This window comes from endosymbiont of Lamellibrachia barhami, from assembly GCF_011947365.2.
GTDB lineage: Bacteria > Pseudomonadota > Gammaproteobacteria > Chromatiales > Chromatiaceae > QGON01.
Genome location: NZ_JAAVSH020000001.1, coordinates 2,138,700 through 2,162,106, shown reverse-complemented (window position 1 = coordinate 2,162,106; position 23,407 = coordinate 2,138,700). Strand labels below are relative to the sequence as shown.

Here is a 23,407-nt window from a genome sequence, read left to right as displayed (position 1 = left end):
TCACCCCCACATCGCTTTGGGGGACTACCGCAGCCTGTCCCCCAGAGAAGGCACCGGGTTGGGAGACCTCGGCATTCTCACTGATACTGACCACCAGGTTGCCGTGGGAGACGGCTGCGGGATAGACCCGTACCTGACTGTTGATCACCACGGTGCCGGTACGGGAGTTAATGATGACCTTTTATAACGTATGTTTCCCGTGAGGTGGAGTTCGATCTCGGTCGGATCACGATGATCATGGGTCGTGCGCAGGTTCTTCAGATCAGCATAGGTCAGTACACGGCGACCGTTGTTACGCAGGCCGACACCGGGATCATCCAGCCGGTACTGGGGAGCGTCCGCCCGCATATCCACATGGTGTATTCCGTTGGCATGATGTACAGGATTGGCGGTGAAATCAGAAGGATTGGGCTTCATGGCCGGTTTCGCTGCTGGTGTCGGCGCCATCTGCATTCCACCCATATCCATGTCAGCCGCCATATCTGCATACCACTCATATCCATATCTCCGGCCGTCTGCATACCGGCATCATCTTCCCATCCGGCATCTGGTGCTGGCTGTGATCCATACCCGACATGTCATGCCCGGCATGGTTCATCATGTTCATACCCATGTCGTCATGCCCCAGATTCGGTACCGGGTCCATCTCGGGGATCGTGGCCGTCAATGAGAGATCGGGTGTCAGGGTTCCTCTGGCATAACCAGAGCGTGCGATATCCTGGGCGAAGATGGTGTAGGCCGTGTCATCCTTGGGCTCGACGATGACATCATAGGTCTCCGCCACACCCATGCGGAACTCATCCACGGAAACCGGCTCGATGTGCTGGCCATCCGCCGCCACCACGGTCATCTTCAGGCCGGGAATGCGCACATCAAAGAAGGTCATGGCAGAACCGTTGATGAAACGCAGACGAATCTTTTCACCTTTTCTGAACAGCCCGGTCCAACCCTCCGCCGGGGTCTGGCCATTGGTCAGGAAGGTGTAGGTATAACCAGTCACATCCGACAGATCGCGCTGGCTCATGCGCATCTGATTCCACATCTTGCGGTCGTTCCAGGTGGCGGTCAGCCCCTTCTCCTTGATGTCTTTCATCAGGTCCGCGTGGGTGCGCTCATTGAAGTTGTAGTAGTGGCTGAGCTTTTTCAGTTTGGCATAGACATTGGTGGGATCTTCATCGGTCCAGTCGGAGAGCATCACCACGTAGTCACGATCGTAGGTGAAGGGTTCAGGCTCCCTGGGATCGATGATGATGGAGCCGTAGAGACCGGTCTGCTCCTGAAACCCGGAGTGACTGTGGTACCAGTAGGTGCCGCTCTGGGTCACGGGAAACCGATAGGTGAAGGTTTCACCGGGTTTGATGCCTTTAAACCCTGTTGCAATGTCCGGTACGCCATCCATGGCACTCGGCAGGATGATGCCGTGCCAGTGAATGGAACTTGTCTCGCGCAACAGATTGGTCACCTTGAGTGTCACGGTATCACCCTCGCGCCAGCGCAGGATCGGCGCCGGCAGTGAACCATTGACGGTGGTGCCAATCCGCGGCGCACCGGTGAAGTTGACCACCTGCTCACCAATAGTCAGATTGAAATCGGTGCCGCGCAGGGTTTCAGGCCCCTGCTGTTTCATGACGGCGGCCAGCGCGCTGGATCCCAGCCCCAGCCCAGCGAAGGCACCACCCATCGCCACGCCTTGTACAAATCGGCGGCGCGTCAGGCACGCCCCTTTGATCGGGTCGTTAATACTACTCATGGAGTTAATCTTCCTCTGCAAATCAGCGGCAAACACAGAACCGCTGACTATCTAGTCAACAAACAGTTGTCAGGCGATCACTGATAAATCAGAGATCAGCAGCAAGGAAGTCAGGCCCTGGGTGGGCGGAAGAGAGAAGAGGAGAGTTGGCTTACAAAACCCTTGTCCGCCATGGGCAAAACGGGCGTTACGGCAAGATGGGTAGGAAGTAAAAAAAACGGCAGTAGCGCAAGTACACAGGATGCACACTGACCGGATGAGCAGCTATGACCGACACAGCCATCGTCAGCATTACACTGTTCACAATCGTGTGCCGCCTGGTCCATAACCATGCCTTCATCATGCATATTCGACATCTGATGCACGCTCCCCTCCTGGTCAGGAGAAGCGGCAAAACCAGCCATTGCACCCTGCAACGGAGATAACCCCAGCAAAAGTGTCAGGAGCAGAGCCAGCAATTTGTCAGATAGTCGAGGCATACAGCTAGATAATACTGAGATTCATTCTTATTTCAATTAATTTTTCTGGCAGTCAATTTTTAAAAAAGTTCCATCTCTTTTGTCGGTCAGAGGCCGAAATCAAACCAAATGCAATAACAGGATTGACTTCGGCCCTCTGGAAGTGACCCCTCACCGCAGGCCGTGATGCAGGCCAATCAGGTTCCCGGCTCTCCCCTGTTGCTCGGGAGTCAACACAGCATACAGGCCACGACTGGCGACGGTGACCTTTTGCATCTGTTCCAACCCCTGCTGGTGGAAGGTGAAGCGCTGTTCAGGCGCTATCGTACCCGATCCAAACATGGTCTGCCGATGAGATAACATCACGCCGAGTTTGCCTTTCACCGCCCCTTCATAGGTGTTCCAGGCATCTTCCTGGTCGGCCGAAATATCCAGCGTGCTTTTAAGCCCTGTCAGCTGTTGATCTGCATAGGCAACCGGATCACCACCCATCATCCAACCTGGACCACCACCTGGCCCGTGCATTCCACCCGGACCACCCATCATCCCGTGGTGACCACCCCAACCAGGACCAAATCCAGGGCCAAATCCTCCGTGGGCGAATACACCGGACGCCACGCTGATAACGAGTGCGGAAGCGGCTGCGATACCCAGAAATTGTTTAGTCGTCTTTTTCATGACTCTCTCCTTTTTGCGTTACAGTAAATCGAATTCAGTTCAGCCTCTTGGCTTGATTATTATTAAACTGCACTTGTGTAAGCCGTCTGTGTCGAAAAACAGGCTTTTTGTAATCTTATGTAACAAGGGTCTGGAAAATTACCGGGCGTTACAATTCACTACCGCACAGATAGAAAAAACACGTTAGTGTCCGTTCAGAAAGAAAAACTCTCGCCAAGACGCAAAGAACGCAAAGTTCTAACTTTTTGTTTCCGAAAGAATACAAAATGCTTTCTTGGCGCTTTTGCGAGAGAAATATTCGCGTTTCTGACCGGACACACGTTAGATTTGCAGACATGAACACCCATCAAGATCACATATTGGTCGTCGATGACGACCCCGAAATCCGTCATCTCCTCAAGACCTATCTGGAGAAGAATGGTTATCAGGTCACCACGGCGGCAGAGGGCAACGGCATGTGGATGACACTGGACCAGGCCCGCATCGATCTCATCACCCTCGACCTGATGCTGCCCGGCGTTGACGGAATGGAGCTGTGCCGCACGCTACGGACACGCTCCAGGATTCCGGTGATCATGCTGACCGCAAGAGGTGACGAAATGGATCGCATCCTGGGCCTGGAGATGGGGGCGGACGACTATCTAGCCAAGCCTTTCAGCGCCAGGGAGCTGCTGGCCAGAATCAAGGTGGTGCTGCGGCGGGTACGGGATCTGCCCATCGATCCGCTGGCTGACGCCCCAGCGAAACTCATTTTCTCCGACTGGGCATTGGATAGCCGGACCCAGCATCTCACCTCTCCAGACGGTGTAGTGGTCCCTCTGAGCAACGCCGAGTACCGGCTGTTGCACGTACTGCTGACCCACCCCAATCGGGCGCTCACCCGCGACCAGTTACTCGACCTGACGCAGGGACGGGATAGCGGCCCCTTCGACCGCAGCATCGATGTACTGATCGGCCGTCTGCGCAGACGCCTCGGTGACAATGCCAAGCAGCCGGAACTGATCAAGACCCTGCGCGGCCGTGGGTACCTGCTCGCAAGCAAGGTCTCATCAACCCACTGAAGAGGATATTCCAGTGCGCCTGTTGCCAAGATCGCTTTTCGGTAGATTGGTACTGTTGTTGCTGACGGGCCTGGTTCTGGCCCAGTTGCTGTCGACGTTCATCCTGTTACGCGACCGGGGACAGGTACTCTACAAGTCGATTCGGGAAAACCTGATCATTCGCACAGCAGGGGTCGTCCGTCTGTTGGACACCCTGCCCGCCCAGGATCGTCAACAGCTGATACCGCTATTGGCCAGCCCGGAGCTGCAGATCACCCTCTCAAGTCAACCGCTACCTGTCCCGCCACTGGAACGAAATTCTGCGATTGCTTCGAAAATGATCCGGCGTGAACTGTTGAACCGGCTGCCGCAGGATACCGAGGTCAGGATCTCCATCGAAGGCTCACTCACACAGCCGCAGATGCCTCCCATGCACCGCCGGCATATGATGGGCGGCGGTCCAATGTCGGGTCCCTGGGCCTATATGCACGGACTGCACACCATGGCACTTTTTTCCCACGTTCAGGTGCAGTTACAGGATGGCTCCTGGGTACACTTCAAACATGGCCTTTCCGAGCGCCTCTTCGATTGGCCCACCCGCCTCCTCATTGTTTTGGCGGTTCTATTGATCAGCGTGATCCTGCTCTCTCTCATCGGCGTGCGTTCACTTATTCGCCCTTTGCGGGAGCTGAGGCAGGCAGCGGAAGGACTCGGCAGGGATATTCGGCAACCCCCGCTCGATGAGACCGGCCCCACCGAGGTCGGGGAGACGGCAAAAGCCTTCAACACCATGCAGACCCGGCTGAAGAACTATATCGAAGACCGGGCGGGTATACTCGCGGCAGTCTCACATGATCTCAAGACACCGCTGACCCGGATGCGTCTGCGCACGGATCTGATGGAGGACGAGGAACTGCGGGTAAAGACCCAAAAGGATCTCGATGATATGGAGTCCATGGTGAGTGCGACGCTTGACTTCATGCGCGGCACAGAGACCAGCGAATCCAGCCAGCGCTTGGATCTGATGGCACTGCTGGAGAGCATCCAGGAGGATGCACTGGAAGCCGGGGGAAACGTCCAGCTCCTGGGACAGATAACCCGCCTCTACAATGGCAAACCTCTGGCGCTGAAACGCTGTATCGTCAACCTGGTGGTGAATGCCGTGCGCTATGGTGGTCAGACCGACATAAGGGTTGAAGATGCTGAGGAAGCGGTGGATATTTCGATCTGTGACCGAGGCCCCGGCATCCCAGAGGATGCCCTGAAAAAGGTATTTGACCCCTTCTTTCGTTTGGAAAACTCTCGTGCACAACATACGGGGGGGACCGGTCTCGGTCTTGGCATTGCGCGGAACATCGCCCGCGCCCATGGGGGGGATCTGGTGCTGTACAACCGGTCCGAGGGCGGATTATGCGTCAAGCTGTCACTACCAAGGTGACCTCACATTAATTTGAGAACAGCTGGCAGATACGGTAACCCCGCCCGCGTGCTTGCCGTCACATCTTGAGGCCCGTAACATCTGGCCTCTGCCGGTTAAGGAACTTTCAAATCGACCGGCAGATGAGATCAGGATGCAAGAGAACCCATCAAGCCCAAATGGACAGGAGGTCCAGATGCCGTCAAGGATTCAGACAACACTGCGAAAACATTTCGGTTTCACCGAACCACGCCCCGGTCAACAGGAAGTGATGCAGCTCCTGCTGGAAGGCCATTCGGCCGCCGCCGTCTTCCCTACGGGTGGCGGCAAATCGCTCTGTTACCAACTGCCCGCGCTGCTGCTGCCCGGCGTGACCCTGGTGGTCTCGCCTCTGATCGCCCTGATGAAGGATCAGATCGATGCCCTCACCGCAAGGGGCATCAGCGCACGCCGGCTCGATTCCACTCTCAGTGCCGACGAGTACCGGGAGGTGATGACGCAACTCAGAAGCGGCACCCTGCGTCTGCTCTACGTGGCCCCCGAGCGCTTCAATAACGAACGCTTCCGCGAGGCCCTGCGCCGGATCGACATCTCCCTGTTCGCCGTGGACGAGGCCCACTGCATCTCCGAATGGGGCCACAATTTCCGCCCCGACTATCTCAAGCTGGCGGGATTCGCCCGGGAGTTCGGCGCCGAACGCATCCTGGCCCTGACCGCCACCGCCACGACACCGGTGCTGGAGGATATCTGCCGGCTCTTTGCAATCGGCCCGGAGTGCGCCATCCGCACCGGATTCTACCGCCCCAACCTCACCATCGAGACCACGCCGGTGGATGCCACGGAACGCGACCGGATACTGCTTGATGCCATCAGACAGGCGCCAACCGGATCCGCCATTGTCTATGTCACCCTGCAAAAGACAGCGGAGGCAGTGGCTGCCCTGCTGGCTGATGCCGGACTTCCGGCGCGGGCCTATCATGCCGGTCTGAAGGACGATCTTCGAAACCAGGTACAGGAGTGGTTCATGGCCGCCGACGACGGCATCGTGGTGGCCACCATCGCCTTCGGCATGGGGGTGGACAAGGCCGATATTCGTGCCATCTACCACTACAACCTGCCCAAGAGCCTGGAGAACTACTCCCAGGAGATCGGCCGCGCAGGGCGTGACGGACAACCTGCCCTCTGCAAGATGCTCGCCTGCGCCGACGACCTGAACGTGCTGGAGAATTTCATCTACGGTGACACCCCGGATGAAGCGGCGCTTCACAGCCTGATCAGCGACCTCTTCGACCAGGGTGACGACTTCGATGTCAGCCTCTACACCCTCTCGGCGCAACACGACATCCGCCCCCTGGTGCTGCGCACCCTGCTCACCTACCTGGAACTGGCGGACTATCTGGAGGGTGGAACCCCCTTCTACGCCGATTACAGGTTCAAACCCCTGCTGAGTTCAGCAGAAATCCTCTCCCGTTTCGATGGCGAACGGAGGGCTTTTCTCGCCGCCCTGTTTCGCCAGGCGGTCAAGGGCCGAATCTGGTTCAGCCTCGATCCGGCTCAGGCCGCCGTTAACCTGGAAACCACCAGGGAACGTATCATCAGCGCCCTCGACTGGCTGGGGGAACAGCAGTTACTGGAGGTTAAGGTGGCCGGCATCCGCCACCGCTACCGGCGTCTTCGCCAACCCGATTCCACCCAGGGGTTGGCCCACGAACTACACCAGCGCATGCTCAAACGGGAGAAGGCGGAGATCCATCGCCTGCAACAGGTACTCGACCTGGTGGACCTGGACGGCTGCCAGACCAATACCCTGTCAGCCCACTTCGGCGAACAGCGGGAGCAGCCCTGTGGGCACTGCAGCTGGTGCAGGCGGGGGAAACAAAAGATAGCGCCGCGCCTGATCGTTTCCATCAGCGATGGGATCTGGCAGGAGGTTAGCAACCTGAAACAGGAACAGGGAGAGAGTCTTGCCGACGCACGCCTGCTGACCCGTTTTCTCTGTGGAATCACTTCCCCCCGGTTGAGCCGGGAGAAACTGACCGGGCATCCACTGTTCGGCAAGTTGGACCAGATGCCCTTTGACAAAGTACTCGTCTGGGCAGAAAAGCGTACAAACCATCCCGATTAATTATGTCACTCCAGTAACAACCGGCCCATTGATATTGTTAAAGATATATTCTCACCCCCCAACCATGATCCACACCCTGAAAGACTTACGCGAACGATTTGGCCCAGCCTGGGTTGAGCAAGGCTCACGCTTCCTGAAGAATCATGCCACCCTCATACCCCAGGTTCAGCGAGGGGGGGCGTTGATCACGGCGCTGATCAACACCGATCAGCAGCGGTTACGGGTCTATGTCCGCGTACATATGGATCCGGGCAAGGAGATCCAGATCAACGGGGAGTGCAGCTGTTCGGCAGGAAAGAATTGTTCACATGTGGCCGCTGTACTGATCAAGGTATTGCAGAATGAGCATGAGATGCTGGATACCAGGAAGGCAAAACACCCCTTGGAACGACCCATGGCGGGGTTGCTGGACTATCCGCCTGGAGTGCATCAGCGCCTGATCTACCTCCTCCGCCTCGACCCGGCTGATCCTACCCGGATAGAAGTTGAGACCCGTTGCGCCCGGGCACTGAAAAACGGCAGTTACGCGGAGGATCGTACCTATGAACCCGCCTGGGCTCAGCGGGGAACACCTCCACGTTTTCTGCTGAAGACCGATCTCGATATTCTGCCTGGCCTGGATCAGGGGGGAGAGATAAAACCCTCACTCAAGGGTAAGTCAGGTGAACGGCTGCTGCGCGCCATGCTGGAGACGGGTCGTTGCCATCTGGGACAAATTTCAGGGAAGACCCTGCGTCTGGGCAATCCACACTCTGCAACCCCCTGCTGGGAAGTGGATTCCATCGGCAATCAACGCATCAGATGGCATGAACGCGCCACCTTTTTCCTCGCCTCTCTCTGGTGTCTGGAATCTGATCGATGCACCCCCTTGGCAAGTGACCTGCCCGGAGCCTTGGTAGAGGAGCTGGCCGCTATGCCACCCGTGACCCCGGAACAGGTTCCCAAGGTAACGGCCGACCTGCAAAAACGCTTTCCTGACATCACACTGCCCCCCTTGCGACAGATCAGGATTGAACAGCGTCCACCTGTGGCGCCTCAGCCCTGCCTGCACCTCAGCGGACAGGAGATGCCCCTGGCCTGCCTCTTATTCAAGTATCACGACATCCGCATCGGCACTCGGGGAGCTCCTTTACAGTTCAAAGACGGCACACAGGTACATCTGATCCGGGATGAACCCACCGAGCAGCACTGTATAGAGCGGCTCATCTCATTGGGTTTTTACATCCACGAGGGTCAGAGCAGGGAGAGAGCAACCGATTGTTTTTCACTGGCAGATGAGCCTCTCCCCTGGCTCGATTTTCAATCCCGTCAACTGCCGGAATGGGAAACGCAGGGTTGGCGGGTGACCTGTGACAAGGATTTCCCCCACCGCCTGGCCCGCCCGGACCACTGGTACACGGAACTCGAACCCCTGGGAACGGAGGCGGACGGCTACGGTATCAGCGTCGGCGTCGTTCTGGAGGGCCAGCGCATCAACCTGTTGCCAGTCCTGGTGCAGTGGCTGCATGAACTGCCACCGGATCGGCGCGGGGGCAATCTCGATGAGCTGATCCATGAGCACGGGATGATCGTACCCCTGGAAGATGGCCGTTACCTGCTCCTCTCCCGAAACCGCGTTCGCCAGATCATGGAGACCCTGTTTGAGCTGCACGACAGCAAGCTCGACGAGATGCAACGTCTGCGGCTCAACCGCTTCCAGTTGGCCCGTTTAGCGGAACTCGACGAGTCACCGGACGGCGAACCCCTGCAATGGCTGGGTGCGGAAGCGTTACACAGCCTGGCTGAGACCCTGCGCAACATCGGAGCCATCCCTGCCATAACGCCACCGGCGGGCCTGCGGGCGGAACTGCGTCCCTACCAGCAGCGGGGTCTGGACTGGCTGCAATTTCTGCGGACTCATCGACTGGGCGGCATACTGGCGGATGACATGGGGCTCGGTAAGACTGTGCAGACCCTGGCTCATCTGCTGTACGAAAAAGAACAGGGGCGACTGGACAGGCCCAGCCTGGTGATCGCCCCCACCAGCCTGATGACCAACTGGCAGCGGGAGGCACAACGCTTCGCTCCCGATCTGCGGACGCGGGTCCTGCACGGTTCCCAGCGGCATGAACTGTTCAAGGGGATGGGAAAACAGGATCTGTTGATCACCACCTATCCCCTGCTGCTACGGGACCAGGACAGGCTACTGTCCCAGGAGTATCACCTGCTGATCCTGGACGAGGCCCAGGCCATCAAGAACCCCAAGGCCAAGATCGGCGCAATCGCACGCCAGCTCAATGCCAGACACCGGGTGTGCCTGACCGGCACGCCGGTGGAAAACCATCTGGGGGAACTCTGGTCTCTGTTCGATTTCCTGTTGCCCGGTCTGCTGGGCGAGGAGCATCAATTCCGCCGGCGTTGCCGTAAGCCGATTGAAAAATGGGGCGACGAGTATCAAGCCGACCGGCTGCGCCGCCGCATCCGACCTTTCCTGTTACGGCGTACCAAACAGGCAGTGGCACCGGAACTGCCGCCCAAGATCGAGATCCTGCGCACGGTGGAACTGGAAGGGGTGCAACGGGAACTCTATGAGGATATCCGCCTGAATATCTACCGGCGAGTACGCGAGGCGGTGGACGAAAAAGGCATCTCCCGCTGCGGCATCCTGATCCTCAGCGCCCTGCTCAAGCTGCGTCAAGTATGCTGTGATCCACGCCTGATCAACCCGGAAGATCGGGGGAAAATCACGACCGGAGAATCAGCCAAACTGGAACTGCTCATGGATCTGCTGCCGGAGATGATCGAAGAGGGTCGCCGCATCCTGCTATTCTCCCAATTCACCTCCATGCTGGGACTGATCGAGCAGGCACTGCAGACGGTCGGCATCGATTACGTCCTGCTCACCGGCCGCACCCGCGATCGGGCCACCCCCATTGACCGCTTTCAGGCCGGCGAAGTACCCCTGTTCCTCATCAGCCTCAAGGCCGGCGGAGTGGGACTCAATCTTACAGCGGCCGATACGGTCATCCACTATGATCCCTGGTGGAACCCGGCCGTGGAACGCCAGGCTACCGACCGGGCGCACCGCATCGGCCAGGAGAATCCGGTATTTGTCTACAAACTGATCAGTGAGGGCACTGTGGAGGAGCGGATTCAATCCATGCAGGAACGCAAACAGGCCCTGGCCGACGGGCTCTATGACAGCACCGGCGCCGCCGATCCCCAATGGACAGAGGAAGACCTGAAAGAGCTGTTCGGGCCGTTGACCTGAACCGTGAAAAGTGGCCGTAAACAGACAATCTGTGATACATAAACGCCTACGCGGGAATTATTATCCCTATGGTAAAATCACGGAATCGATGGCGCAGTCAAGAGAGCCCCATACACAACATGGAACAGATCAACAAGCACCCCTACATTTTTGATCGTCGGCGCCACTCCCACCCTTGGGAATCCAGCTTGCGCAAATTACAGAGCGATCACCATCCTGAAAATACCGCCTTGGCTCAGAACTGGCGTATGGACCATCGGGTCTCTGAGCATCGGGAAGATGAGCTATCAATTTCAGACGTTTTTCCGAGTCCCGAGAACCCAACTACCGATTTCAGCAGGGCTATACGCGACTATTTCCAAACCCGTTTGTGCATACCCGCTGGAACAGATGGTTCAACCGCACCGACTTATACGATAGAGGCCAATAGACACAACCGAATCGCCAGGGAACAGATATCCCCGAATCAGCCATTGGTGCATATGGTGTCATTGAATGCGGTCCTGCCCAGGATTCTGCACGATTTTGATACCCAGGATGCACTCCATCGATTAACCGGCGAATATCCCCCAGAACCTGAAGATCTCACTATTGCCCACGTAGAGACCATCGCCGGCACACTGCAGGCACGGGGTGAAGATGCTATTCGCGAATTTGCCGGTCTGCTGTCGGATCAACTTGGGCCAACCGAACCGCATTGGTGGGCGGCCTTTGCATTTGAACTTGATGACTACCTGCTGGACGACGACTGGACCGAAGCCGCCCAAGTACTTGGGCTTGGCCATCTCAGGCAGGGACAATGGCTGATCGGCTGGCACTACTCTCCCGAACTGGCCGGACCACTCTATCGGCCAACCGTCGCCGAAGTGGGACTCAACGGCCACCACTTCCCCTCTCCTCCGGGCGAGAACCTGGGTATAACCATGCCATTGGAAGCCACGCTGCCTGCAGTCAAAGAGGTGGTGCATGCCCCACTCAAGGGAGACATCAGCGTTGAAACCTGTATGGGACGCCTGGGGCGCATTGCACAACCCCTCATCACCACCCATACTAAAAGGCAGACAGAATGGCTTGCGTTACGCCGCGAAAAACATGCCGCGCATCTGCACGAACACTATGAACAAAAAGCAGTGGGCAATTGGCTCACCCGCCATGGACTGAATAGATGAACCCGGTAGAACTGGCCTATCAGCGTGTGCGCCTCGATCTGGAGGCCATGCTGCAACAGCATGACGCAGATCGCCTGCGCAGCATGTTGCGGGGAGAAGGTCTGCCGGCGATAGATCCTGATAGCGAGCCAGCCGAGCAGATAATCCAGGCGCTGGAGATCCCCCCGTTCAATGCCAATCTGGCGCGTCGACTGGCCCATATGACGGCACCTCTGGTCGATGAACAGAGCCAGGCCATGCAACAGCAACTGGCAAAACCAGCCGCATCCGAAGATATCAGCTACTGGCAGAACTCGCGCTTCCTGTTCAATCTGTTTCTGCTCGCCGCCGCCCTGCCCCGGGAAGAGTCTCTGTTCGATGCGCTGAATAGCTTTTTTGAGCAGGGACACAAAGCGACGGGACTGGCCGATCAAGGCGGACGCGCCGCGCTGCAACTGCGCCGAGCACTATGCAACCAACAGACCGACGATCGACTGCACGACTACTGGCTCGACCGTCTCAATGATCACACGGCCAAATGGAATAGTGAACGTCGCACCGAATTGATGGATGCCTGGCGTGGTCTCTTGTGGCTCTCCCAGCCCAGTAGTGATAACGGCTTTGATCCTCTAAACCGTGGCCTGCTGGCCTTGCACCACACCGTGGCCGAGCAACCGCAGGGGTTCGCACTACTCAGACACGCGCTCTACCGCCTGGAACAGGCCTTTCCCACCAGCGTCGGTTCACGCGGTCTGATTCAGCTTATTCGACCCTATTGGGAATCCTGGCCACAACTATTAAAAGAGACGGCCTCGAACCTATGGCCCGGTCTGGAGCCAAAACCCCTGGCTGCAATGCCTGCCTTGCCACCCGAACTGAATCAGGTCTGGCAAGCACTGAAGCAGGAACAACAACGCATATTGCTGGGGTTTGTCGCCACCACTGACGCACCGGGAGGCAAACGCTACATAGAGCAAAAACTCTCTTTCGATCTACCGAAACTTGGGCTTTCACCTCAAGAGACCATGCGCCGTCTGTTCGACCTTGAGCAACGACTGTGGGCGCCAGAGGCCACCGAAAAACCCAAGGCGCTTGAACCCGACCCTGCCGACTGGGAGCGGGGTGATGCGGATTTTGCACCACGAATCAGTGTAGATCGTGGCGCGGCGCTTGAGGCTCTCAGTCATGCATTGGTCGCTATCGAGCAACGCCTGGCGCGTGGTGACGAAGCCAAGGCGCGCCGGTTTCTTACCGATCTAATCGAACAACAGCGCCTACAACCACAACCAGATATATCGCTACACTTGGCTAAAACCCTAAGCAAGGCCGCCGGTATCGTTCAGGAGTACGGTTATCTTGATTGGGCCGAACAGTTGCTCCGGGAGGCGACGGTCGCCAATCCCAATGACAAAGTAGCCGCCAGCGGTCTGGCGGATGTGCTCAAGGCACGAGGCGAGCTGGTCGCTGCCGAGGCTCAATACCGCGACAATATCGTACGCTGGCCCAACAATGAAGTCGCCGCCAACGGTCTGGCGGATGTGCTCCAGGCACGAGGGAGCTGGTGAGTGCGCCGCGGGAACAATGCACGACAATAATGTACGCTGGCCCAACAATGCGTCGCCGCCAACGGTCTGGCGGGTGCTCAAGGCACGAGGGGAGCTGGTCGCCGCAGAGGCTCAATACCGCGACAATATCGTACGCTGGCCCAGCGTAAGTCTGCGCCGCCAGCGGCCTGGCGGGCCTCAGGCACGGGCGGCGGTCGCCGCCGGGTATGTCACCGCGACAATATCGCGCTGGTCTAATGACGGTCGCGCCGCCAACGGTCTGGCCAGATGTGCTCCAGGCACGAGGGCTGATTATGCCGGGGCTCAATACCAGAGCAATATCGCACACTGGCCCGCTTTCGCAGAAGTCGCCGCCAGCGGTCTGGCGAGGATGTGCTCAGGCACGGGCGACTGGTCGCCGCGAAATAATACCACGTAATATCGCACGCTGGCTAACTGGCGAAGTCGCCGCCAGCGGTCTGGCAGATGCTCAAGGCACGGGGAACTGGTCGCCGCCAAGGCTCAATACCACCAACAATATCTTGCTGGCCCAACAACGAAGTCGCGCCGCCAGGTCACAGCGGATGCTCAAAACTTTGCAAAGGGGCTGGTCGCCGCGGGAATCGCTCTGCGACAATATCCCCACTGCACGCTGGCTAACCAGCAGTCGCCGCCAGCGGTCTGGCGGGTAAATGCTCAAAGGGCACGGGCGAGCTGATGCCCGCCGAGGGCTCAGCTCTGCGACAATATCGCGCTGGCCCCAACTCGTCGTGTCCGCGGAACCGGCAGCCGTGTATTGCACCGACGGGCCGTGACGGTTCACGCGGTCTGATTCAGCTTATTCGACCCTATTGGGAATCCTGGCCACAACTATTAAAAGAGACGGCCTCGAACCTATGGCCCGGTCTGGAGCCAAAGCCCCTGGCGGCAATGCCTGACCTGCCACCCGAGCTGAATCAAGTCTGGCAAGCACTGAAGCAGGAACAACGACGCACTTTGCTGGGGTTTGTCTCCGCCGCAGACGCAGAGGGAGGCAAACGCTACATAGAGCAAAAACTCTCTTTTGATCTGCCGGAACTGGGGCTTCCGCCGCAAGAGACCCTGCGCCGTCTGCTCGACCTTGAGCAACGACTATGGTCGCCAGAGGCCACAGTAAAACCCAAGACGCTTGAACCCGACCCTGCCGACTGGGAGCGGGGTGATGCGGATTTTGCACCACGAATCAGTGTAGATCGTGGCGCGACGCTTGAGGCTCTCAGTCATGCATTGGCCGCTATCGAGCAGCGTCTGGCGCGTGGTGATGAAGCCAAGGCGCGCCGATTTCTTGCCGATCTGATCGAACAACAGCGCCAACAACCATTGCCGGATAAATTGGTGCATCTAGCTAAAACCCTGAGCAAGGCCGCCGGTATCGTTCAGGGGCATGGCTATCTTGATTGGGCCGAACAACTGCTGCGGGAGGCAATGACGGCCAATCCCAATGATGAAGTCGCCGCCAGCGGTCTGGCGGATGTGCTCAAGGCACGAGGCGAGCTGGTCGCCGCCGAGGCTCAATACCGCGACAATATCGTACGCTGGCCCAACGATGAAGTCGCCGCCAGCGGCCTGGCAGATGTGCTCAAGGCACGAGGCGAGCTGGTCGCTGCCGAGGCTCACTATCGCGACAATATCGTACGCTGGCCCAACAACGAAGTCGCCGCCAACGGTCTGGCGGATGTGCTCAAGGCACGAGGGGAGCTGGTCGCCGCCGAGGCTCAATACCGCGACAATATCGCACGCTGGCCCAACAACGAAGTCGCCGCCAACGGTCTGGCGGATGTGCTCAAGGCACGAGGCGAGCTGGTCGCTGCCGAGGCTCAATACCGCGACAATATCGTACGCTGTCCCAACGATGAAGTCGCCGCCAACGGTCTGGCAGATGTGCTCAAGGCACGAGGCAAGCTGGTCGCTGCCGAGGCTCAATACCGCGACAATATCGTACGCTGGCCCAACAATGAAGTCGCCGCCAGCGGTCTGGCAGATGTGCTCAAGGCACGAGGGGAGCTGGTCGCCGCCGAGGCTCAATACCGCGACAATATCGCACGCTGGCCCAACAATCGTGTCACCCGGAATGGCTTGGCCAATGTATTACGCAAACAGGGCCGCGTGACCGATGCCTTGCATTTGCTTCCCGAGCCGCATATGACGCAACTCACTCAGCATGATCTTTATGACCTGCATGTCCGGGCCATATTGCTGATCGATCTGGGCAGGGTGGACGAGGCCCATAACCTGCTGGAGCGGGGCAGCGCTATAGCACAGGCTCCCTTGCTGCAAAAATGCTTCGAGCGTAGCCTGATCATGCTTGAGCTGAGGTTGAACGACCATCACAGCGCACGTAAGCGCTTGGCTGCGATGCCGGATAATGTGATTTCATTGCAGCTCTTCCGCCTGCATGCCGCCGCTGTGGCCGCAGAAGAGGCGGAAGCAAGACGGCTGCATTCCAACTTGCAAGCCAATCTGCCACGTTTGGATTCAGATAGCCGGCGAGTTCTTGATTGCATTGAAGAGGGCTTTTGTCTGATGGGTGAAAGCGGTCTATGCACGCCGGATCAGGAGGCGCTGGATGCGATTTTCGATGCTGAAATCGATATGGAATTGGCGGCTTGAGCAAGGTACCGAACATCCCTCTTTAATTTCTGCGATCCATGACTTCACAACACTTTTGCTCAAGGCGTAGGCACGATCAAGCGTAGCGGATCGGGCGTTTGAGTTGGTAGAACGGTAAGGCTGCCGGTTCCGCTACGCTTGAACCGGCCTACACCGGCTCTCGGATAACATGAATCTTTAACTCCGCCGCCTCCCAAACAAAGTGCTGAATAGTCCCCCAAGTTCGAGATAACACCATGAGCCACCCTATCCAACAGGCCGTTGATCAGCTGCTCCTGGAGCAAGGTGAATACAGCCCCCTCGAACTTTTACTGTCGGAGGGGCGTCTGGATTACAGCGATTATGAGGTTTGGCGCACCGGTGGGATCCCACGACTGGAACAGGTGTTGTTCGGCGACCCGGAAATGTTGGACGGCCTTCTGGCCGAGGCCCAGGAGTATGCAGCTGCCCTGGCCCTGCAACCGGAAACCCTGCGCTACCACACATGGGGAGATGCCGGTGAATCCCCCCTCAGCTTCAGTGACAACAACATCCGGGAGCAGCGCTTCCATACTGTTTTCCGCAAGGCCAAAGATCAGCCACAGTTCGATCTGTTCATGGACGCCACGGCCACCAACCTGGCCAATGGCATAGTCCTGGCGCTTATCGATCGCAACAACCACGAAGCCCATCGCCTGCTCGATCAGTTGTACGAGGTGGACCCTGGCCATCCCCGGCTGGGAGCGCTGGAAAGAATGGTTGAGGCAGGTGATCGGCTGGCCGAACCGGTCGCAGACTGCGAGTGGGAACTCCACTATCTGAAGGATGAACTTCTGCCTCTGGCCGAGAGGGAACTGGGACGTGAAAGCCGCAACCTGCTGGTGCCTCATTGGCGGCGACTCACCGACGCCCTCCAGGACCAGGCCTTCGACCCCACCCAGCCAGAGCTGCATGCCAGCTACACGGCAAGCCAGGCCTTTGACTGGGAAACGGTGCGCCGCACGACTCAGGAGGATCCCGACTGGCCACAACAATTCCTGCTGCTGCGCCGTCACGCCCATGCCTGTGGACGCCTGCACAACCTGCTGGAGTCCCTGCAAAGCTGGATCCGGCTATGCTGGTCTTCCCCCCATGAGGCGGTAGCGATCGCTACCGAAGCGGATACGGACCTGCAACAGATGTGGCGGCTTTTTCTGGCCCTGGACCCGGAGCTGACCGCAGAGAATTTCCCTGCCTGGTTGTTACTGATCCGCCCCGGCCTGACGCGACAACTCCCGTCCCCCGAAGGCGACGAACGCTGTCCACCGTCCTATGCGCGGGTCTATCACATGCTGCAAGAGGGTCAACAGTCGCAAACCACCCCGGACGCAACCGAAATACAGCGACGCGGTGAGCTGAAGCAGTTGAATCCGGAACTGTTTATCCATTACATGCGCGCCAGAACAACCCGCTGAAGCACCAGGGCAGAGCCGGCCCAGCGCTAATGGCGTTTCTCCGGCTAAAGCACCTCAGCCAATCCTCTTAAAACCCATCGAGTCTGACCCCATCGATTTCACTGTTTTTGCAAACTGGGCGCACGGGCTTTATTGCTCTGTGGTTTATTCAGCATATCGTTCTTTGATATCCAGTATCTCAGGCATCACCTCGTGGAACAGAGGCACCAGCGCGGGATCGAAGTGGCTGCCGAGGTTGTCGTCAATCAGTTTTACCGCATCTTCCACGCGCCAAGCCTTTTTATAGGACCGTTCTGAGGTCAGGGCATCAAACACGTCTGCAATGGCCACAATGCGGCCTTCCAGTGGAATCTCTTCGCCCGCCAAACCATACGGATATCCTGAGCCGTCCCATTTCTCATGATGTGACAAGACGATGGTGCGTGAGATATGCAGCAGGGGATTGGGGTCATCGCCGATGATCTCGGCACCGAACTCAGTATGCCGCTTCATCAGCTCCCACTCGTCGGCATCCAGCTTGCCTGGCTTGAGAAGGATATGATCAGGAATGCCAATCTTACCGATGTCGTGCATGGGGGCTGCATTGAACAGCAGTTCGATCCAAGCGTCGTTGCCACCGTAAGCCTTGGCGATCAGCCTTGAATAGTGACCCATGCGGATGACGTGCAGTCCAGTTTCATTGTCCTTGTATTCACCGGCACGTCCCAAACGCCGGATAATCTCCAAACGAGTGTAGATCAACTCCTCGGTACGTTCGTTGATCTGGCGCGCAAGTTCGCGATTTTGATCATATAGCGCCAAGTGTGTACGTACCCGGGCCTCTACAATGTGAGGACTTATAGGCTTGGTAATATAATCCACTGCTCCCAGTTCAAACCCGCGTTTTTCATCGGCCACGTCATCTTTGGCCGTCACAAAGATTACCGGGATGTTGGAAGTTGCCGGATCCGCCTTTAGTAAACGGCAGACCTCGTAGCCATCCATGCCGGACATCATAATGTCGAGCAGAATTATATCTGGTTTGGGATCAGAACTGGCTATCTTCAACGCCTTTTCACCATTGAGCGCCGCCTTTATGTCGTATTTTGCTCGCAACACGCCGACTAACACGTCGATGTTGTCCGGTATATCGTCCACGACCAGGATCAATTGTTTATCTGCATGCTCAGTCATGAACCCTTCCTAGAGAAATAATTACTGATCTTATCCATTTCCGGGGCCGTAAAATCACCATTTAATCTTGAGCATATCCGCCAATACCTCTATTGCCTCCAACGCTTCATCAAAATCATATCCCTCGACCGCTCTGGCGGTCTTTTCCAGACGATCCATATATGGCGTGTTTTTCAACAAGGGGGCAAGCTCTCCTATTGTATCGCCCGCGGCAACATCATCTTTAGCGATAAGGGCGTGCAGCTCACGCAGCAACCGTTCCACTGCCGGCAGATCAAGTTCCCAACGCTCTCCTGAAATTCCTTCATCTCCAGAGGCCTCCCCGTCAGTGATAGCTGGCCCAGTTGAGTTGCCGCTTTGGGATGGAGCCGCGAAGGCTTCGAGTCCGGCAAGCACCGGCCGCAACTCAGCGATAACCTTCTCCAGATATCCAGCGACATTTTCCTCACCCTCCTTACAGGCCATCTCCAGTGAATGGGCTGCGTCCTGAACGCCCAAGGCCCCGATGTTTCCAGCGACGCCCTTGAGTGTATGGGCAAGGCGTGTGACCGTTTCCGTGTCTTGATCAGCCTGGGCAGTAAAAAAATGTTGCTCGAAGTCCCGATGATTGTGCCAAAACATGAGCAGAAGCTTGCGGTACAGATGGACTTTTCCCTGAACGACTCCAAGACCGGCCCTAGTGTCGAGTCCAGGCAGGCCGGGGAGCCTGTCATCTGCAATCGGGATTTCTCCAGTCCCCCCCTTTTTTACGATAACACCTGGCTCACTAGGCCTGACCCACTCCGCCAAGGTGTTGAGCATTTTGTTGACATCAATCGGTTTGGCGATATGGTCGTTCATGCCCGCATCCAGTGCCTTTTCCTGGTCCCCAACCATTGCATTGGCGGTCATCGCGATAACGGGCAGATCTTTGAAACTGTCATGCTCGCGAATCCTGCGACAGGTAGTGTAACCGTCCATCACCGGCATCTGGCAGTCCATCAGCACGCCGTCGAAAGACGCCTTCTCCAACATCTCCAACGCCTCGACTCCGTTGCATGCCACCTCCACACTGAGACAATTGTTGACCAGCAGTTCCACTGCCAGTTCCCGATTGATCTCGTTGTCCTCCACCAACAGCACCCTGGCGCCGCGCAGGCTGGCAATAGCATCCCCGACCCCTGCCTGAAGTTCTGTGATGATTGGCCGGCGCTGAAAGGGTTGGTCCTGTTGTTTCTCAAAACGGACGATGACGTGGAAGGTGCTTCCAACGCCGTATTCGCTCTCCACCCAGATCCGGCCATCCATCATCTCGGTCAGTTTCTTGGTGATTGCCAATCCAAGGCCGGTCCCGCCATACTTGCGGGTGGTGGAGCTGTCAGCCTGGCTGAAGGGCTGAAACAACCCGGCCTGTTGTTCCTCTGTCATGCCGATGCCGGTGTCACGCACCGAAAAGTGCAGCAAGACCGTGTCATCGTTTTCTTCATTCAGCTCCACGCTAACCAGGAGTTCACCCCCCGATTCGGTGAACTTCATCGCGTTATTACCCAAGTTGGCCAGAATCTGCCCAAGGCGCAGTGGATCTCCGACAAGCGCTGTAGGCACATCGGATCCCGACTGGAACATCAGTTCCACTCCCTTCTCCCGGGCTTTTGGTCCCACCAGGTTGGAGAGATTCATCAGCACATCCTCAAGGCGGAAGTCGGTTTTCTCCATGTCCAGCTTATTGGCCTCAATCTTGGAGAAATCGAGGATATCGTTGATTACGCCGAGCAGACTTTCGGCGGAGATTTGGACCTTTTCGATGTAATTGTGCTGCTTGGCATAGAGTTTCGTTTGCAGCGCAAGATGTGTCATACCGATGATGGCGTTCATTGGTGTGCGAATTTCGTGGCTCATGACCGCCAGAAATACAGACTTAGCACGATTTGCTTCTTCAGCCTTGGCCTGGGATCGTTCCAGTTCCTCTGCAATGTGAGCAAGGTTTCTGGTCTGATCTTCCAACATGGTTTTCGAATAATTTTGCTCTATCAAAGCTTGTTTTTGATCAGATATATCCTGCACAACGCACAGCATGCGCACCGCATTACCTTCAGTATCCCGTTTCACATCGCCGCGCTCGTGCAGCCAGTGGACCGTTTCATCAGGCCAGACGACACGATGTTCTATGCTATAGGCCACCCCCCTTTCTATGCAGTCGGTGATTGCCCGCTGAACTCTTTTACGGTCGCCGAGGTGGACTGCCGCTAAAAAGTTCTCGTAGGAAGCTTCAAGAGAGCCTTTTTCGTAACCGAGTAACGGCGCAATCTTATCCGACCAATAGAAGCTACCGGTTGAGATCTCCCAATCCCAAGTCCCGATATTTGCAAAAGCGAGGCTGGACTGGAAGCGCTCTTCGCTCTTTCGCAAAAACGCCTCGTTTCTACGCCGATCAGTGATGTTACTGATAACAGCCATTACATAGGTGTTGCCTTCAAACGCGAGATGGCTTGCCCTGATCTCAGCCAGGAAAGCATCGCCGCCGGAGATATTAATGCTACTTTCGAATACCAGGGATTTTCCGTTGGAAAGCTGTTTGACGAAATCCACCCAACAGGATTCTTCGATTACCTGACCGAGGTCCCAGACCAAACTGCCGACAAGTTCGTTTCGGCTATAACCCGTGGCATCCACTGCAGCCTGATTTATGGACAGAATTCTGCCTGTATCAGAGTCCAACAGAAGAAAGATATCTGCCACGTTTTCGATTGAAGAACCAATCATTGGCAATTCATTTTCCATTCATCGCCGAATTCCTATGCTTGCTTTATATACTTTGAAAGCAACAAGTCCTTAGTGGTTGTATGCTTGACAAACCAATCGACTAAAAAATCGACGAGATCATGTATGTCACTGTCGCCTGACTCAAAACTGACAACGTATTTCTGCATTTTCCTCAGAAGAGACTTATGCAATTCGCGGTGTTCCTCGAATTCCGGATACCCAACATCTATCATAATGTTTTCTTCGCTGAGGAAATGGAATTCCGCATACTTGGTTGTTTCTGCAATCAGTCGCCTGATCTTGTCCCTGGACGCCCCCTGTGCTTCAGCGGCTGCTATTGATTTTACGAGTTCAAAAAACACGCGATGTTCCATATCGATTTTATTGTGTCCCACCTCGAATTTTTTTTGCCATTCCATACTCATCTACCCGTTTAATCTGTTTTCAAAATCATTACCACTTGATATCGGCTCGGCGGCCAAACGCCTTAGCGCCTCCAGTGCTTTATCATAACCATAGCCACCACTGGCACCGAGATACTATCAAGGCATCCATTAAATTGTGCTGGAGACATTTGAGAACGGCTGCCCACCTGGAGCGGCGGGCAGATACAGTCTACCCGCCCGCGTGTTTCCTGAACTGAAAAGTATGGAATCAGAAACCTGTGGCTCACCACAATGAGCGCGACCCAACTAAGGCCGGAGGTATATCTTCCCTTCCTCTACTCGCGGGGCGCGCCTGCCTGCCAATACCTCCAGTAACGCGTCTCCAGCAATCAATTTGCGCCAGCCATCAAGGACCGCCAATTCCCGCTCTCCAAGAATCAGCCTTTCGATGTCACCTTGAGACGCCAGGACCGATGGCATGATGCCCTCCTCCGCCGCCAACAGACGCAGGCTGCACATGAGAAGATCGGCCACCGCTTCCTGATTGATGGAGAGCCGGGGAGAACGCCGTTTTTCCTCAGGCCACTGCGCCTTAGGCAGTTTACGGGCAGCTGCAATTCTATCCAGAAGCGTCTCGCCAAAACGCTTAACTGTTCCGCTTTCAAGTCCGCGAATCCGTTCGAGTTGACGGATCTCATCAGGCATGCGCCGAGCCAATTCCAGCAGCACCTCGTCTTTGATAATCCAGCGACGGGGCCGATCCGCCGTAATCGCCCGCTCTTCACGCCAAGCTGATAATGCCTTCAATACGGCAAGCTGAATGCCCTTGAGACGTTGCCGCCCTTTGACCCGCTGCCAGGACTCATCTGGATCCACCGCATAGGTCTTGGGATCGGCCAGGCGGGCGAAGTCATCATCCAGCCATTGGGTCCGCCCTTTCTCCTGTAGACTGGCGACCAGCTTCAGATAGACCTCACCCAGGTAGATCACGTCATCGAGCGCATAACGCAACTGCTCCTGCTCCAGGGGGCGGCGTGACCAGTCGGCCCGTGTATGGCCCTTCTCCAGGCTATGATCCAGCACCTGCTGCACCAGGGTGCCGTAACCCACCTGATCGCCCAGACCCAGCAGGGTTGCCGCCAATTGGGTATCGAACAAAGGCCCCGGCAAGCTCTGCCGCAGCAGATAGAAGATCTCCAGATCCTGGTGCCCGGCGTGAAAGATCTTCACTGTTGCCGGATCGTAGAGGATATCCAGCAACGGAGCGAGATCGTCAATGGCCAGCGGGTCTACAGATGCGGCCAGATGCCCGTTGCTCACCTGCAAGAGGCAGAGTTGGGGGAAATAGCTCTTCTCCCGCATGAATTCTGTGTCCACTGCCAGCCACTCACTGCCCCGCAGTTGGTCACAAAGCGCGTTCAGTCCGGTAACGGAATCGACGTGGAACTCCTGCATAATCAGCAGCACTCCTGGAATGATAAAGCCGCGAGCATAACATGGAGATGTAAAACCGTAACCCGGCATCACAACCCTTATCTTGATCGCACTCACCTTGTTGGCGAAGTCATCGCGGCGGGGTAGTTGAAATAGCAGTTCTTCGGAATGTGTGGACAA

The 23,407-nt window shown here is 56.7% G+C and carries 17 protein-coding genes and 1 pseudogene; 9 read left to right on the top strand and 9 right to left on the bottom strand.

Annotated elements, in window-relative coordinates; genetic code table 11:
- From G9Q73_RS09680 to G9Q73_RS09660, 5 genes and pseudogenes are all read right to left on the bottom strand, one after another.
- Positions 1-181, bottom strand: a pseudogene (locus G9Q73_RS09680) (flagellar basal body P-ring protein FlgI); the annotation flags it as partial.
- Complete coding sequence (locus G9Q73_RS20190; protein WP_177417911.1) at positions 145-480, bottom strand: hypothetical protein; 336 nt, start codon at positions 478-480, stop codon at positions 145-147. The gene G9Q73_RS20190 and the pseudogene G9Q73_RS09680, both read right to left, overlap by 37 nt.
- 13 nt (positions 481-493) lie before the next feature.
- Positions 494-1,750 carry a copper resistance system multicopper oxidase gene (locus tag G9Q73_RS09670; RefSeq protein WP_304956588.1) on the bottom strand — a complete coding sequence of 419 codons (1,257 nt, stop codon included), beginning with the start codon at positions 1,748-1,750 and terminating at the stop codon, positions 494-496.
- A 110-nt stretch (positions 1,751-1,860) separates the two neighbouring features.
- Positions 1,861-2,154 carry a hypothetical protein gene (locus G9Q73_RS09665; protein WP_177419603.1) on the bottom strand — a complete coding sequence of 98 codons (294 nt, stop codon included), beginning with the start codon at positions 2,152-2,154 and terminating at the stop codon, positions 1,861-1,863.
- Positions 2,155-2,379: 225 nt separating this feature from the next.
- Entirely contained in the window at positions 2,380-2,886 is a 507-nt protein-coding gene (locus G9Q73_RS09660) for a Spy/CpxP family protein refolding chaperone (RefSeq protein ID WP_177419602.1), read from the bottom strand.
- A 335-nt stretch (positions 2,887-3,221) separates the two neighbouring features.
- On the opposite strand from G9Q73_RS09660, the gene G9Q73_RS09655 reads away from it, so the two are divergent.
- From G9Q73_RS09655 to G9Q73_RS09615, 9 genes are all read left to right on the top strand, one after another.
- Complete coding sequence (locus G9Q73_RS09655; RefSeq protein ID WP_177419601.1) at positions 3,222-3,947, top strand: response regulator; 726 nt, start codon at positions 3,222-3,224, stop codon at positions 3,945-3,947.
- A gap of 13 nt (positions 3,948-3,960) precedes the next feature.
- A complete protein-coding gene (locus G9Q73_RS09650; RefSeq protein WP_369408870.1) occupies positions 3,961-5,364 on the top strand; it encodes an ATP-binding protein in 1,404 nt (467 codons plus the stop codon).
- 175 nt (positions 5,365-5,539) lie between these two features.
- Positions 5,540-7,468, top strand: coding sequence for a RecQ family ATP-dependent DNA helicase (locus G9Q73_RS09645; RefSeq protein ID WP_177419600.1), 1,929 nt, complete (start codon positions 5,540-5,542; stop codon positions 7,466-7,468).
- 64 nt (positions 7,469-7,532) lie between these two features.
- Positions 7,533-10,718: a DEAD/DEAH box helicase gene (locus G9Q73_RS09640; RefSeq protein WP_177419599.1), complete on the top strand. Its 3,186-nt coding sequence runs from the start codon at positions 7,533-7,535 to the stop codon at positions 10,716-10,718.
- 119 nt (positions 10,719-10,837) lie between these two features.
- Positions 10,838-11,887: a hypothetical protein gene (locus G9Q73_RS09635; RefSeq protein WP_177419598.1), complete on the top strand. Its 1,050-nt coding sequence runs from the start codon at positions 10,838-10,840 to the stop codon at positions 11,885-11,887.
- Positions 11,884-13,431, top strand: a complete 1,548-nt coding sequence (locus tag G9Q73_RS09630; protein WP_177419597.1) for a hypothetical protein — start codon at positions 11,884-11,886, stop codon at positions 13,429-13,431. The genes G9Q73_RS09635 and G9Q73_RS09630 overlap by 4 nt, the downstream gene beginning before the upstream one ends.
- A 16-nt stretch (positions 13,432-13,447) precedes the next feature.
- Complete coding sequence (locus G9Q73_RS09625; RefSeq protein WP_177419596.1) at positions 13,448-13,849, top strand: hypothetical protein; 402 nt, start codon at positions 13,448-13,450, stop codon at positions 13,847-13,849.
- A gap of 491 nt (positions 13,850-14,340) precedes the next feature.
- The gene (locus G9Q73_RS09620) at positions 14,341-16,059 is read left to right on the top strand and encodes a tetratricopeptide repeat protein (protein WP_177419595.1); all 1,719 of its coding nucleotides are present in this window, start codon (positions 14,341-14,343) and stop codon (positions 16,057-16,059) included.
- A gap of 236 nt (positions 16,060-16,295) precedes the next feature.
- A complete protein-coding gene (locus G9Q73_RS09615) occupies positions 16,296-17,492 on the top strand; it encodes a hypothetical protein (protein ID WP_177419594.1) in 1,197 nt (398 codons plus the stop codon).
- Between the two features lie 144 nt (positions 17,493-17,636).
- Here the strand turns inward: G9Q73_RS09615 and G9Q73_RS09610 are convergent, their stop codons facing one another.
- The 4 genes from G9Q73_RS09610 to rnd all read right to left on the bottom strand — a co-directional run bounded on the left by G9Q73_RS09610 (position 17,637) and on the right by rnd (position 23,407).
- The gene (locus G9Q73_RS09610) at positions 17,637-18,665 is read right to left on the bottom strand and encodes an HD-GYP domain-containing protein (protein ID WP_177419593.1); all 1,029 of its coding nucleotides are present in this window, start codon (positions 18,663-18,665) and stop codon (positions 17,637-17,639) included.
- Between the two features lie 54 nt (positions 18,666-18,719).
- On the bottom strand, positions 18,720-21,407 hold the full coding sequence (locus tag G9Q73_RS09605) for an ATP-binding protein (protein ID WP_177419592.1): 2,688 nt from the start codon (positions 21,405-21,407) through the stop codon (positions 18,720-18,722).
- 32 nt (positions 21,408-21,439) lie between these two features.
- The gene (locus G9Q73_RS09600; protein WP_177419591.1) at positions 21,440-21,826 is read right to left on the bottom strand and encodes a bacteriohemerythrin; all 387 of its coding nucleotides are present in this window, start codon (positions 21,824-21,826) and stop codon (positions 21,440-21,442) included.
- A gap of 273 nt (positions 21,827-22,099) precedes the next feature.
- A complete protein-coding gene (gene rnd / locus G9Q73_RS09595) occupies positions 22,100-23,407 on the bottom strand; it encodes a ribonuclease D (protein WP_246345163.1) in 1,308 nt (435 codons plus the stop codon).